The sequence below is a fragment of the Streptomyces asiaticus genome (assembly GCF_018138715.1).
In the GTDB taxonomy this organism is placed as follows: domain Bacteria; phylum Actinomycetota; class Actinomycetes; order Streptomycetales; family Streptomycetaceae; genus Streptomyces; species Streptomyces asiaticus.
On sequence record NZ_JAGSHX010000006.1, the window covers coordinates 5,841,064 to 5,855,673 of the forward strand.

At 62.0% G+C, this 14,610-nt stretch carries 11 protein-coding genes; 5 read left to right on the forward strand and 6 right to left on the reverse strand.

The genetic code is table 11. The annotated features are described in order from the left end of the window. Positions 1–105: 105 nt before the first annotated feature. From KHP12_RS52970 to KHP12_RS32505, 6 genes are all read right to left on the reverse strand, one after another. Positions 106–2,067 (reverse strand): ATP-binding cassette domain-containing protein, encoded by a 1,962-nt coding sequence (locus KHP12_RS52970; protein WP_086879992.1) that lies wholly within the window; start codon positions 2,065–2,067, stop codon positions 106–108. Then, positions 2,027–2,968, reverse strand: a complete 942-nt coding sequence (locus KHP12_RS32485) for a JmjC domain-containing protein (RefSeq protein ID WP_167442360.1) — start codon at positions 2,966–2,968, stop codon at positions 2,027–2,029. The genes KHP12_RS52970 and KHP12_RS32485 overlap by 41 nt, the downstream gene beginning before the upstream one ends. Positions 2,969–2,998: 30 nt before the next feature. Then, entirely contained in the window at positions 2,999–4,327 is a 1,329-nt protein-coding gene (locus KHP12_RS32490; protein WP_086879990.1) for a lanthionine synthetase C family protein, read from the reverse strand. A gap of 42 nt (positions 4,328–4,369) precedes the next feature. Continuing rightward, entirely contained in the window at positions 4,370–7,477 is a 3,108-nt protein-coding gene (locus tag KHP12_RS32495) for a lantibiotic dehydratase (RefSeq protein WP_086879989.1), read from the reverse strand. 88 nt (positions 7,478–7,565) lie between these two features. After that, positions 7,566–7,787: a hypothetical protein gene (locus KHP12_RS32500; protein WP_086879988.1), complete on the reverse strand. Its 222-nt coding sequence runs from the start codon at positions 7,785–7,787 to the stop codon at positions 7,566–7,568. Positions 7,788–7,811: 24 nt separating this feature from the next. Then, positions 7,812–8,072, reverse strand: a complete 261-nt coding sequence (locus tag KHP12_RS32505; protein WP_143677825.1) for a hypothetical protein — start codon at positions 8,070–8,072, stop codon at positions 7,812–7,814. A gap of 686 nt (positions 8,073–8,758) precedes the next feature. Between KHP12_RS32505 and KHP12_RS32510 the strand changes: the two genes are divergently transcribed. The 5 genes from KHP12_RS32510 to KHP12_RS32530 all read left to right on the forward strand — a co-directional run bounded on the left by KHP12_RS32510 (position 8,759) and on the right by KHP12_RS32530 (position 14,565). After that, entirely contained in the window at positions 8,759–10,387 is a 1,629-nt protein-coding gene (locus tag KHP12_RS32510; RefSeq protein ID WP_086879987.1) for a peptide ABC transporter substrate-binding protein, read from the forward strand. A gap of 85 nt (positions 10,388–10,472) precedes the next feature. Next, positions 10,473–11,402: an ABC transporter permease gene (locus tag KHP12_RS32515; protein WP_086879986.1), complete on the forward strand. Its 930-nt coding sequence runs from the start codon at positions 10,473–10,475 to the stop codon at positions 11,400–11,402. Then, positions 11,395–12,354, forward strand: a complete 960-nt coding sequence (locus KHP12_RS32520; RefSeq protein WP_086879985.1) for an ABC transporter permease — start codon at positions 11,395–11,397, stop codon at positions 12,352–12,354. Before KHP12_RS32515 ends, KHP12_RS32520 begins: the two co-directional genes overlap by 8 nt. 26 nt (positions 12,355–12,380) lie before the next feature. After that, entirely contained in the window at positions 12,381–13,424 is a 1,044-nt protein-coding gene (locus tag KHP12_RS32525; RefSeq protein WP_086879995.1) for an ABC transporter ATP-binding protein, read from the forward strand. Continuing rightward, entirely contained in the window at positions 13,417–14,565 is a 1,149-nt protein-coding gene (locus tag KHP12_RS32530; RefSeq protein ID WP_086879984.1) for an ABC transporter ATP-binding protein, read from the forward strand. The genes KHP12_RS32525 and KHP12_RS32530 overlap by 8 nt, the downstream gene beginning before the upstream one ends. Positions 14,566–14,610 lie beyond the last annotated feature (45 nt).

Consider the following 14,610-nt stretch of genomic DNA (forward strand, 5'->3'; position numbering starts at 1 on the left):
CACGCCATGCCTCACCACCCAACACTGTAGCCATCTGGGTGGGATAGTCGTCGCTACGCGGTGCCAGAGGGAAGGATCGTCCGCACCGATACGATCGGGACCCGCCTATAGAGGCAGATCGGCCTGCCCGAACTCCGCGGCCTGCATCATGTACAGATCACGGAACGTCCCGGGGCGCCCTAACAGCTCTTCGGGTGCCCCGATGTCGACGACACGGCCCTTCGCGAGCACGACGACCTGTTCCGCGTGGCGCGCTGATGCCAGTCGGTGAGTGATGAGGAGGACCGACTTCCCCGAGTCTGCCAGGGCGCGAAGTTTCTCGAAAGCCTGAATTTCTGACTTGGGGTCGAGGGAAGAGGTCGGTTCGTCACAGATGACGAGGTCCGCATCACGGAAATGCGCGCGCGCCAGGGCGATACGCTGCCATTGTCCTCCTGACAGTTCCTGGCCACCGCGAAAAGTGCGATCCAGAACGGTATCCCAACCGTGCGCGAGGCTGTTGAAAAGGCACTCAAGATCAGCATACGATACGGCGTCTTTGAGAGCGTTGACGTCATCCGACTTCCTGGTGTCGGAAATTGTGATGTTACTGCGCGCGGTAAAAGGGTAGTGTTTGAAGTCCTGGGTGAGCAGTGCTATATGCTGGAACATTTCATGACGGTTGGCGCGGGCAATATCAATGCCGTTCCAGTACACGCTCCCGGCTTGTGCGACATAAAGTCCGGCCATGATCTTGGCCAAGGTCGACTTCCCGCTTCCGTTCTCCCCCACCAGGGCGACCACCTCGCCCGGACGGACGGACAGACTCACGTCGCGGACAGCGGGCACCTTAGTGCCGGGGTACCAATAGCTGACTCTTCTTACCTCCATCGCCCGGAACGGTCCGGTAATCGATTTTCCTTCAGTCGTCATCGCGCGCAACTCGGCCTCATTGCAAGCCCTCCTCCAGTCGTTGAAGAAAAGCGCTTGTTCATACAGCTGATTGATGCTCATGACGAGTCGCTGCAGCCCTGACGTCCCTATCCTCATGGCCAATAGGGCAGTCGCCGCCCCGGCCATCGCCATGTGTTGCGTGGCGAGCAGTGCGGCGAGAATCGCATAGGCGGCCACAGTGGATACTCCTGAAACCGCAGACGCTACTAGTTCGGTAAGGGTTGCATTTCTGGAGATTCGACTCTGCTCAGCTTCGCCACCCGCAGCCATTGATTCGTAATGCGCCAGCAAATAAGCCCCGGCGCCATGCACACGAAGTTCCGCAGCACCGTGCTGCTCCGTCAGCAGCCGGCCGAGTGCCTGCTGCTGCCTGATATGTTCGACCCGTGACTGCATGAACTGATAAGAGCGTCGGGCGTTGCGAACGGCCCCCCACCCTTTGGGAATTACCACGAAGAGCAGCAGAGGCAGCAGAACGGGATGAAGAATGGCGAGGACTCCACCCATGGCAAGCAGCGAGACTGCGCCGCCGATGATGGCTGCACTATGACCAATCATACGGCCGGCCGAGATTGTCCCAGGTTGCGCGGAGTCGACCAGGGTCCGAAAATCCGGGTCTTCGAGTGACGTTAACTCGACACGCACCACGCGGCGCAACAGATCAGTGGCGGCGAGTTTTTCAACCTTCGGCCCGAGCCGGTTCGTTGCCCCCGTGCTGATGGCGCGGAGAAACGCGCTGACCGTACTCGCACTCCCGATGTACAAGAGAGACGGTGCTGAACTTCTTGCGTGCTCCCAGGTAGTACTCCCCATGAAGAGGGAGGCCAGAATCGTGTTGATCGACAGCAAGACATACGTGGCAGCGGCCCCTTGACCCACCTCTGCCACAAAGAAGACCATCAGCGTCTTACGGTCCGCGCGCCAGCCCAACTGTACGGTCCGTCGCAGTAGCGCAGGGAGCTGTCGAAGCATCATAAAGAAACGAGCACCCTGAGCTGCGCCCTCATGCCGCGTCATTCCATGCGATGTGCGAAGACGTCCGCCGAACAGCTCCTTCTCTGATCGGGCGCCGACCTCCTCCGCCTCGGCGCCATCAAGGATTCTGTGCATGAACAGATCGCCGTTCTGCGCCACCGAAGATACGAGAGGAGGAGCTCCCCTCCATGCTCCGACCGATCCTGATGAGTCGGTCGACTTCCGACTCGGCCTCCATATCACCGATCAGCTTCTGCAGTGATTCGAACTTCTCCTGCAGCTGAAGTTCCACGCGCCGGCGATCATTTGACGGGAGGTATGGGTAATCGTCAAACGAAGGATCGTCGAGAAGTTTATGGAGGGTGAGCATCAGCAGATCTCGCCATAGTCGTGGTCGAACCGTTATGGAGAGATGCAGCGATACATCACTTTCTGTGCAGACAAGGTGGGGTGTTCGATAAGGAAGGTAGAAGATGTCGCCCGCTGTGAGAGTGACGTCGAAGTCAGGTGGGCCCAGTTTTTCTGTGTCGCACAGTCCGGTACCCTCGTAGCGATCATTCCAGACCTGCCAATGCTTCTGTCCGGCGAGTTGAACGACGAAGACGTCGACTGCATCCCGGTGGGCCTCGTAACCTCGGGAATGCGGCGGGGTCACGAAGGCAACCGCATCGCTTCGCGAGGCAAATGTGCGGCTGAACACCCGACAAAAGTCTCGCACCTGTGGAAATATCTGATTCAAAGACATCCACGTAACGCTGGCGCCGGACTTGAACAGCTCATGCACTTTTTCCGGAACTACCGCATCCGGTATCAGAGTCCCTTGCACCACGGTGGCTCGTGTAAACCATTTCGCATCCACCGGCTTTCCGTCTTTGGTAATACCGATATACGGTGGCCGAACCGCCTCCAAATTGACAAGATCGTCCAGATCCGTCAGCGAAAGGATCTCTTGGGGGTCGCCCGGCACGGCACCGCGCTTGAGCAGCGGGCGCTTGTCGAAGTACTCCTCGGCGAAAAAGTCCGCGTCACCGAGCAGATCCTCGAAACTATATCTTTGCACGAGGTACGTCCCTTTCTGCAGACAGCGAAGCTATGCGATGAGCATGCACATTTCCCAGTCAGGATGACTTGAGTCGGTGGCGTAGGATTCCAGGGCAAGCGAGATTCCGGTCGCTCCTTCGAGGAATCCGGGTACATCGGCTCCCTGCGGCACATTGAGCATTGCGGCGCGAAATCCGAACGGTGCCTCTTCATCCAGCTCGGACAAGATTCTCTCTGCTATCCGATGACTGAAGTCAGTCAATCTGTCATCCGAGATCACATGATTGCACGCCCTCACCATATGCAGGAGGCCGGCCCATCCATGACAGAGTGATGCGTCTTGAATTCCCATCTCGCCCAGTGGGATAGAAAGCAGCGAAAGCAATGACTGCGCGGCGATTTCATGCCAGTTCGAGTTCTGGAGAGCCAACGCGGCCAATTGAATTGCCCGCGTTACGCCCGGCGTACCATAACACCACGAGGGGCGCGGCCGGTAGCGGTCGCTGGAAGTCTGGTTGCTCCAGTCGGTAAGTGTCATGAGCCGCGGCCAATAGATCCCGTGGGCATCCTCGCTTATAGAATCCAGGAGCACACCCACTATTTCCTCGATAGCTTCTCGCTGTCCCTCGACGATTACGCCGGAACTGTACGCAGTGGCGAGAAGAACGAGTGGGCCACAGATCCCATGGGCAAGGCCCAGATTGAGGTGGCCGTCGCTGAAATCGCCCTGCGGAGACTCACCTCGTGGCCCCTCCAATGCCCACCACCCGGGAACCCGGTGACCACGGAACGGAACTCTCTGACTCAGTTCAACGAATCTTGAGAGGATGAGGCGCAGCTCCGTCTCTCCCGCTGCACCTCGGGCGAGAAGATATCTACCGATACCGCTGAGCCCTCGGGTGACATCAAAATCTGCGAGTGCGGACAAACGGGCCTTCGCCGAACATTCGACCATCCATCGCGCCTGTTTCTTCACCCGTTGGTCAAGGTGCGCCATGGCGTTTATGTATCCGGCGCTCCTGGCACGGTGGGCCATCAATGTCGCGAAGGCCAGTGATCCGACGCCCAGGTACATGCCCCGCTGTTGAGGGATGTGTGGGTCAGCATCGCTCACCGACAGGGCGTACGCCCCGGCGGACAGATATTCATGAGCGCGGAGGACATCATCATTCTGTCCGGAACGCGCCCCGCTGAACGCAAGCGAGACACCCGCATACCCGCTGGTGAGCGATAAGTCATCCCAGAGGAGTTCGTCACGGCCGTGCATCGATGCTGCCGCCGGTACATGCGTATGATGGACAGTGAAGTCCTGATCGGCTAGTGCCCTCTTAATGAGTCGGACGGCGTCCTGTGCTTGTTCTTTGTAGCTCCTCGTCATAAGCGAGTGATCCAATTCATGAGTGGGAAAACCGAAAGCAGATCAGACAAGTCCCCGGCGCCGCTTGTGCCAGTACGCAGAAACGGCTCCGCGAAGAATGGCGTAACTGCGCTTTTCCTTCTCCGGGTTGATTCCTATCAGCCTATTGTGCTGCATATGGAGAAGTGATGTGATGGTGCCTTCGTTGGCCGGATGAGCCTTGTCGATACCTATGGCCACCGCATAATTCTGGCTCGCTTCCGACGGCTGCCACAGCGTCTTGAGCGTAGGAGCGGAAAATATCTCCGCAAGCCTTTCGGCGGCTCTTCCGGGTACAATCAACCTTTCTGCCTCAGCGCGGTGCTTTTTATAGTATTCGTGTTCGGCCTCCTTCTGGAAAGCATGATGAACCCAGGATGCCCAGTCCCAGGATCCAAGGGAATCGAGGAGCGCCGCATAGTTGAGGGCCGCCCACAGTTCGTCGGCCATATTAATCCCGCTGTGCGCTCGGCCCCTTAGCTGAATAAGTGCGGAAGTGCTGTCCTGGTGGAAAATCTCTTCGGCCCAGCTCATTGCCGCGCGGCCGCCGTAGCGATGTTCCTCCGGTTCATATGAAGCCAGTTGCATCGAGGAGATGGCACCAGACATCTGCAGCCGTCGTGTATGCCGCTCCAAGGCGGTGAGGACATGATTTCGGAGAGCCTCGGCATCCCCGTGAAAGCGGACCCGCAGATGTGGCTGAGGATCGCGGTATCTCATGAAGAACCAACGTCGCACATGCGGTCTTACTTCTTCAAGGAGCAGCGGAAGCTGGTGCGTGATAAAGAAGTTCTGTCTCTCTGATTGTGCGTAGAACTTTGCAAACAGCCATTTACCTCCGGGGGGATGGACAGTCTTGTTCTCTTCATGGACTACTGTGATCTTCTGTCCGGTGAATGGGGCGGGCGGGCGATGACGAGACTTCAGCGGTATGATGAGTTCATTACTGTGACCGTTGAGCCAGCCCAGTCGTCGGCCGCCATCCGTCATATCCTCGAGGAGGGAGACCTCCCCTCGAGTCAACTCCTGGCGCAGCATCTTTCGATGCCAATGATCGTTGAGGTCGATGCATATCGCCTGGTCCCGCCGTTTGATGTGAACGGTGTCCGGCACCCGGTAACGCTCGCGCCATTCGTCCAGACTTCTATTCCATGCCCGCCAACTCTTGGAAGTGTCCCGCATATGACGGTCGGCCTTCCACCGCAGTGGTGACAGCACGGTTCTTCCGTGTGTCACGCGTGGCAGGACCGGAAGAGCCTCGAGGCCGGCCCATCGCCACGCATACCATGGTTTGGCGCAAGAGAAGCTGAAGTCACTGAGCAATCGGGCCAGGTTCGGTGCTCCAGATTCCAAGTCCAGCATGTGGGGCACAACGGGGGTGACCCGTTGCCCAGTACGCCGCCAGGTGATCTCAAAACCACGAGCGTTTGATGAAACCAGCAGTTCTCGCCAGTCTATGACGCCCGGTTTTCGGAGGTCAGAGAACACCCCCAAGGGAATTTCAAAAGGCAGGAGATTCGTGGGAACCTGTATGACATTCAGTGCTCGAGGTGAGCTGGGGGTGAAGGTGACCTGCGCGTCGATGGTTTCCTCGTCACCTCCGGAACTCATGAGCTGGGCGGTGGTTCGGGAGGAGTCGAGAAGATGAGAGAATCGAGCTGTCGCAGCGCCTGCCACCCATGATCCGGCGAACGGTGAGGTGAGCAATTGAAAGTCACCGTTGTCCAGATCATGCGGATCGCGTGCCAAGACCTGAAGGCACAACTCCAGCGATCGAAGAGGCACCTGAGGCTTGCCACCGGACAAATGATTCAGTATTTCGTCCGTGAGGGCTAATTCTCGGTCACCCGCCAGTAGGGCATCGTGTACGATTTCGCCGAGAAATCGTCGTCTCTCGAGTGTCGCTGCTGTCTCTCGTCTAGACTCCTCATGCAGTAATCCCTCCGCAGGCGGATTGCGATAGCCACTGGGGTAGCCAAGACCTTTGTGTGGGTCGATCAATTCCGGAAGTGCCACAGCCGTGTGGATCCCGTACTTATCCCGGAACTTGACCAAATAATCGTTCAAGTGCGCACGCGGTTCGGCTTCCGGGGCTATGCGCCAGATGGTCGTGGCGTAGTTCTCCACTTCCTGGACGACCATGTGCGGCAGGGTTACCCGAACTCCAGAGCGCATTCCCGCGTTAATCGCAGGTTCTACTCCCTGTGACGTTTCCCGGATCGCTGCGAGTGCCCGATCCCAAGCGGCCCTTCCCGCACCCGATCCACTCTCTTCGTAGTCGGTAAGCGCAGATTGGACTTTCCTGAATCCATGCCCCGCAGCTGTTTCGATGAGTGCGTTACTCAGCTGCTCGGAATAGGTTTGGTCGATTTTGTTGGGAGAAATCGACGTGAGGAGGAAGCCATAGGAGATCATTTGAGCCAGCAAGCGGTCGATATCGCTCTCCGAGTACTGCGGGAAGGCGACCCCTGCGCTCTTTATCAGGTGATCGTACGGTATTGGCCCGCGTGCCGCTTCCAACAACCACTCAATGAACCCAGAGCAGCGAATGGAGGTCTCCCTCTGCGCTGTTCCTGACCTTGGCGATCTCTCCGCCCCGGCCACGACCCATGAGATATAGATGCGGCCGTCACGCACGGCGTGCAGGTTGTTGATCACCACGTTTACCCGACGCCGAATGGTTTCAACGTTCAACCACTGGGATACCGCCTCGTGCAGCCAATGACCGTCCAGGCTGGCAGATTTCTTGTTCGGGTCCCCATGAGTGACATCGGCAACTGGTCCGAGGGAGGAGCGCGCCACGCCGGCGAAGAGTCCGAACGGGGTTGACCTCCCCTCCATGCGCAAGGCGTACCGGGTCATGGACATCGCGATACTGGTGAGCTTTTTCAAGCTGAGCTCGCGGCCGCTTTCCACGTCGTCGAGCGCGCGCGAGAGAGCTGCGCTGGCTATGTGGACTGCCTCGCGGAGCACGGCGTCCTTTGCGAGATTGCTGATATATGTAACGAGGTCGGCCCGGGTTGTCGTTCCGTCGTCCGTCAGCGCAGGACTGGCGACGTGCCGCCGATGCCTGGGCAGTGCGGAAACTCGCAACGTAAGCGTGTCGCATGCGTTGAAAACGAGGTTGTCCATCTGTACCTATCCCGCTCGCTTTGCAGAAAAATGAGCGGGGAGGGCCCGCTGGGAATGGCCTCCCCGCTCGTATCGCACTATGTGAGTGTCAGCACAGCAGGCACATGGAGACAGGATCAAGCGTGCTGGGCGAGCCCCCACCAGTGCTGCAGCAGTCGGCGGTGACCCAGCACATTGTGCTGGTCGTGGCGGATTCTTCGAGGGTCGTCCCATTGCCGGTTACCGGTGTGAGCTGGATATCCAGATCGAGATCCAGGTCTGCAAGGGAGCGGGAGTCCGCTCTTTCTTCGAGAAGCGGGATGGCGGCCATGGCTGTGCTCCTTGTCTGCTGGTGTCAGTGATTGCCGAGGTCGTGCGGCGGGGCCGGGGGGTTGTCTTCGTTGAATGGTGCGAACGGGGGATTGTCGAAGTCGAGCGGCGCGATCGGTCCCCGGTGGTCGTAGTTGGCGGGCGCGATCGGTCCCCGGTGGTCGTAGTTCGCCGAATGTGCGGAGAGGCCCGAATCGGCCATGGCCAGTGGGGCAACTCCCAACACGGCTATTCCTGCGGCGGCCGTGGAGACGAAGGCCCTGACGACGAAGCGTCCATGCTTCATATGTGCTCCTCGCTGTCGTATGCGTCCGATCGTGGCAGGTGAGCAAGGAAGGAACCTTGAAAGGTTCTTGAATCGCGTTGTGTGGTTCCGAAGGTCGTGCCGACGGGGCGCTTCTGATCGAGCGGGGCCAGGGTCGGCACCGACGCGCTGTACCCACGAAGCTGCGGCTACCGGGAGGAGAAGGAGCCCGGCCGCCTGCTGCACGCGCCGGGCGCTGACCGGCGCTGCGCGCGCCGGCGCCGGGCGCCCCGCGTGCCGCCGTACTGTGGATTCATGATCTGCCAACGGCCCGGGCTCATCGCTTCCTTGCGGAGTGCGGGCCGCTCCCATGACGGGAAGGGGTCAGTCAAGCGCTTATCCGGATTCATCTGTTCGGATATCGGAGTCCGAGCTCCGCATGATGTGTTAACAGTCCGTTTCGCGTGTGTCTGTCTGGGGTAGTTTTGTCCGGATTTCGAAGCTCCGCGCGTAGATCCTGTGACCAAAGCGAGACCCATAAGGTGTGGTTTAAGGGCCGGGCGTGCTCAATCATGGGGTCCATTGAGCTCGGGTCAACGGGTCACGCGCTGTGGGGGGCGCCGACTCACGAGCACACTGGGGCACCGCAGGTCTTCTCCGTCGGGGTGACGGTGGACGATGCGCGTGCCCCCTCGTAGTGGACAAGTGGACTCATGAGGAGGAGCCCGATGCGTGGTGCCAAGAGCGCCAAGTGGGTTGCCATAGCCGGCGTCGTCTCTCTCGCCGCCACGGCGTGTGGTGGCGGGGACAGCGGCAGCTCCAATGCCAACAAGAAGGTCGATCCCAAGGGGATCGTCAGCTACGCCAACGGTGAGCCGCAGAACTCGCTGATGCCGGCCAACACCATGGAGGCGTACGGCAGCGTCGTCATCGACTCCCTCTTCACGGGTCTCGTCGGCTACGACAAGGCCGGCAACATCACGTACGAAAACGCCGAGTCGGTCACCCCGAACAGCGACAACAGCGTGTGGACCGTCAAGCTGAAGCCGGGGTGGACGTTCCACAACGGCGAGAAGGTCACCGCGAAGTCCTACGTCGACACATGGAACTGGGACGCCAACCCGGCCAACGGCCAGCAGAACAGCGCCTGGTACCGCGACATCGAGGGTTACGACGAGGTCCACCCGGAGAAGGGCAAGGCCAAGGCCAAGGCCATGTCCGGCCTGAAGGTCGTCGATGACAACACCTTCACCATCAAGCTGTCGAACCCGATCCCGTACTTCGCGTACAAGCTCGCCTACCAGTCCTTCTACCCGCTGCCTTCGGAGGCGCTGAAGGACCCGAAGAAGTTCGGTGAGAGCCCGGTCGGCAACGGCCCGTACAAGTTCAAGAGCTGGGAGCACAAGAAGTCGATCCAGGTCACCAACTGGGACGGTTACAAGGGCGCCAACAAGCCGAAGAACGGCGGCATCAACTTCAAGGCGTACACCTCGCCGCAGGCCGCGTACAACGACCTGCGCTCGGACAACGTCGACACCATGCCGCTGGTGCCGGACAGCGAGCTCGCCAACTACAAGCAGGACTTCGGCAAGCGCGCCATCAACACCGAGTTCTCCGCGCTGAACACCATTAACCCCGCCTATTACACGAAGCAGTGGAAGGACATCGACCCCAAGGTCATCCAGGGCCTGTCGATGGCGATCGACCGCGAGACCATCGCCAAGACCACCTTCTTCGGCAACCGTGAGCCGGCCACCGGCTGGGTCGCCAAGGGCGTGAAGGGCTACCAGGCCGACGCGTGCGGTGAGTACTGCAAGTTCAACCCGGCCAAGGCGAAGCAGTTCATCAAGGAAGGCGGCGGCGTCCCGGGCAACAAGATCTCTATCCAGTACAACGCCGACCAGCCCCACAAGGGCTGGGTCACCGCGGTCTGCAACAGCATCACCAAGGCGACCGGTGTGAACTGCGTGGGCGACCCGGTCACCGACTTCCAGGCCGACACCGAGATCCGTGACCAGAAGAAGGTCAAGTCGATCTACCGTTCCGGCTGGGTGCTCGACTACCCGTTCAACGGCAACTTCCTCGCCGACCTGTACGGCACCGGTGTCGACGGTAACAAGGGCGACTTCTCGGACAAGAAGTTCGACGCCCTCGTGAAGAAGGCCGACCAGGCCAAGACGGTGGACGAATCAGCGAAGCTGTACCAGGCCGCCGAGAAGGAACTGCGGAACTCGATGCCCGGCATCCCCACCTTCTACACCAAGGTCAACTCGGCCTACTCGAACAACGTGAAGAAGATCGAGTTCGACCAGGCCGGCGACCCGATCCTCTGGAACGTCGAGGTCTTCAAGAAGTAAGTCGCTACGGAGCATTCCGTCCCGCAGCGGCGTCCGGCGATGCCGGGCGCCGCTGCGGGCGGCTCCGGAATGGACGGAGGCACCAATGGGGCGCTACGTCGCGAGGCGACTGCTCCAGATGATCCCGGTATTCATCGGGACAACCCTGTTGATCTTCCTCATGGTCAACGTGCTCCCCGGCGACCCCGTACGGGCGCTGTGGGGAGACAAGCCGCCGGACCCCGCGCAGGTCGCGCAGATCCGGCACGACAGAGGGCTAGACCTTCCGCTGTGGCAGCAGTACCTGCACTACATGGGGGGCCTGTTCCAGGGGGACTTCGGCAGGACCATCGCCGGTAACCGGCCGGTCCTCGACGAGATCACGCAGGCGTTCCCGGTGTCGATCCGGCTCGCCGCCATGGCCTGGACCTTCGAGCTCGTCGTCGGCATCACCCTGGGCGTCATCGCCGGCATCCGGCGCGGCAAGGTCATCGACACCGCCGTCACGCTGTTCACCCTGGTGGTCATCTCCGTCCCGATCTTCGTCATCGGTCTGGCCTGCCAGCTGTACTTCGGAAACGACCTCGGGTGGATCACGCCGACCGTCCAGGACTCCACCAACTTCGGTCAGCTGATGGTCCCGGCACTGGTGCTCGGCATGGTGGGCCTCGCGTACGTGGCCCGGCTGACCCGCACCTCGATCGCGGAAAACCGGTCCGCCGACTACATCCGCACCGCCACCGCCAAGGGTCTGCCGCGCAGGCGGATCATTACCGTGCACCTGCTGCGCAACTCGCTGATCCCCGTGGTCACCTATCTCGGCACCGACATCGGCAGCCTCATGGCCGGCGCCGTCGTGACGGAGGGCATCTTCAACGTGACCGGCGTCGGCAACCTGCTCTTCGAGGCGCTCGCCCGCCGCGAGGGTGCGGTCATCGTCGGCATCGTCACCGTTCTGGTGCTCGTCTACCTCCTCGCCAGCCTGCTCGTCGACCTGCTTTACGCGGTCCTGGACCCGAGGATTCGTTATGCCTGACCTCACCAAGACCCCGTCCGCGAGGGATGAGGCCGCCGCGGTCGTCGTGGGCACGCCCGTCACCTCGCACGCCGGTCCGGCGCCCGAGAAGCCGCGCAGCCTCGGCGCCGACGCTTGGCGGGACCTGCGCCGCAACCCGCTGTTCGTGGTCTCCGGACTGCTGATCCTGGTGATCCTGCTCGTCGCTGCGTTCCCCGGTCTGTTCACCGGCGCCAACCCGAACACCGGCGACCAGGCCAACCACTTCCTGGGCAAGCCGAACCTCGGCCACGTCTTCCAGGAGGACTGGTTCGGCTACGACGGCACGGGCCGCAGCCTGTACGCGCGGGTGCTCTACGGCGCCCGCAACTCGATCATCGTCGGCCTCGGTGTGACCCTCCTCGTCACCGTCTTCGGCGGTCTGATGGGCATGCTCGCCGGCTACTTCGGCGGATTCTGGGACAGCCTTATCTCGCGTCTGACCGACGTGTTCTTCGGCATCCCGTTCCTGCTCGGCTCGATGGTCGTGCTCAACGCCTTCACCGACCGCACCGTCTGGGTGGTCACGGGCGCGCTGGCCTTCCTGGGGTGGACGCAGATCGCCCGTGTCATGCGCGGCGCGGTCATCACGACCAAGCACGCGGACTACGTGGTGGCGGCCAAGGCCCTGGGCGCCGGCACCAGGCGGATCCTGTTCCGGCACATCCTGCCGAACGCGATCGCACCGGTGATCGTCGTCGCGACCATCTCGCTCGGCACATATATCGTCGCTGAGTCGACGCTGTCCTATCTGGGCCTCGGGCTCGGTGGCGACTCCATATCCTGGGGCGGCGACATCTCGGACGGCACCCAGTTCATCCGCAACTTCCCGCACGTACTGCTCTTCCCGGCCGGCGCCCTGAGCATCACCGTGCTGGCGTTCATCATGATGGGCGACGCCGTGCGCGAAGCCCTCGACCCGAAGCTGCGCTGAGGGAGGCGTACGTGACCATTACCGACATGCCTGCGGACGTCCCCGCCCCACGCTCGGGTGAGGACGTCGGTGGGAAGCTGCTCGACGTACGCGATCTGCATGTCGAGTTCCACACCCGCGACGGCATCGCCAAGGCCGTCAACGGAGTCAACTACAGCGTGGACGCGGGCGAGACGCTTGCCGTGCTCGGGGAGTCCGGCTCCGGAAAGTCCGTGACCGCGCAGGCGATCATGGGAATCCTCGACATGCCGCCCGGCAAGATCCCGCAGGGCGAGATCCTCTTCCGCGGCCAGGACATGCTGAAGATGTCCGCCGAGGAGCGGCGGAAGATCCGCGGCAACAAGATCGCGATGATCTTTCAGGACGCGCTGTCCGCCCTGAACCCGGTGCTCTCCGTCGGCTACCAGCTCGGCGAGGTATTCCGGGTCCACGAAGGGCTCTCGCGCAAGGAGGCCAAGACCAAGGCCATCGAGCTGATGGACCGGGTCCGCATCCCGGCGGCCAAGGAGCGGGTGAGCGACTATCCGCACCAGTTCTCCGGCGGTATGCGCCAGCGCATCATGATCGCCATGGCGATGGCGCTGGAGCCGGACCTGATCATCGCCGACGAGCCGACCACGGCGCTCGACGTGACCGTCCAGGCCCAGGTGATGGACCTGCTCGCGGAGCTCCAGCGCGAGTACCACATGGGTCTGATCCTGATCACCCATGACCTGGGTGTGGTCGCGGACGTCGCCGACAAGATCGCCGTGATGTACGCGGGCCGGATCGTCGAGACCGCCCCCGTGCACGAGCTCTACAAGCGCCCGGCCCACCCCTACACCCGCGGTCTGCTGGACTCCATCCCGCGCCTGGACCGCAAGGGGCAGGAGCTCTACGCGATCAAGGGGCTGCCGCCCAATCTGCTCAAGATCCCCACGGGCTGTGCCTTCAACCCGCGCTGCCCCAAGGCGGAGGACATCTGCCGCCGGGACGTCCCCGCCCTGGTGCAGGTCACCGAGCAGGACGGCACGGAGCTGCCGGGCCGCGGCAGCGCCTGCCACTTCTGGAAGGAGACCCTCCATGGCTGACGCCAACGAAACGCCCATGGAGCCGACCGACACCACCCCGAACGTCACGGAGGTGGAAACGGTCGAGGCGGCCACCGAGGACGAGGCGGTCGCGGCACTCGAGGCCAAGGTCGACCGGGGCGAGCCGATCCTCCAGGTGCGCAATCTGGTCAAGCACTTCCCGCTGACCCAGGGCATCCTCTTCAAGCGGCAGATCGGCGCGGTCAAGGCGGTCGACGGCATCTCCTTCGACCTCTACCAGGGCGAGACCCTCGGCATCGTCGGCGAGTCCGGCTGTGGCAAGTCCACCGTCGCCAAGCTGCTGATGACCCTGGAGACCGCCACCGCGGGCGAGGTCTTCTACAAGGGCCAGGACATCACCCGGCTGTCGGGCCGCGCGCTGCGCGCGGTCCGCCGCAACATCCAGATGGTGTTCCAGGACCCGTACACCTCGCTCAACCCCCGGATGACGGTGGGCGACATCATCGGGGAGCCCTTCGAGATCCACCCCGAGGTGGCCCCGAAGGGCGACCGCCGCCGCAAGGTCCAGGAACTCCTGGACGTGGTGGGCCTCAACCCCGAGTACATCAACCGCTACCCCCACCAGTTCTCCGGCGGCCAGCGCCAGCGCATCGGCATCGCGCGCGGCCTCGCCCTCAACCCGGAGATCATCATCTGCGACGAGCCGGTCTCCGCGCTCGACGTGTCCGTCCAGGCACAGGTCATCAACCTGATGGAGGGCCTCCAGGACGAGTTCAACCTCTCCTACATCTTCATCGCCCACGACCTGTCCATCGTCCGGCACATCTCCGACCGGGTCGGCGTGATGTACCTGGGCAAGATGGCCGAGATCGGCTCCGACACCGAGATCTACGACCACCCGACGCACCCCTACACCCAGGCGCTGCTGTCGGCCGTCCCGGTCCCGGACCCGGAGTCGCGCGAGGGCCGGACACGCATCATCCTCACCGGCGACGTCCCCTCCCCGGCCAACCCGCCCTCCGGCTGCCGCTTCCGCACCCGCTGCTGGAAGGCCGAGGCCCGCTGCGCGGAGGAGGTCCCCCTCCTCGCCATCCCCGAGCGCTTCGCCGGCACGGATTCGCCTGCGGCGCATGAGTCGGCGTGCCACTTCGCGGAGGAAAAGGACGTGGTCCACGCCTAGCGCCCCCGCGCGGGCCGCAGTTTGAACGACGAGGGCCGCCCGGAC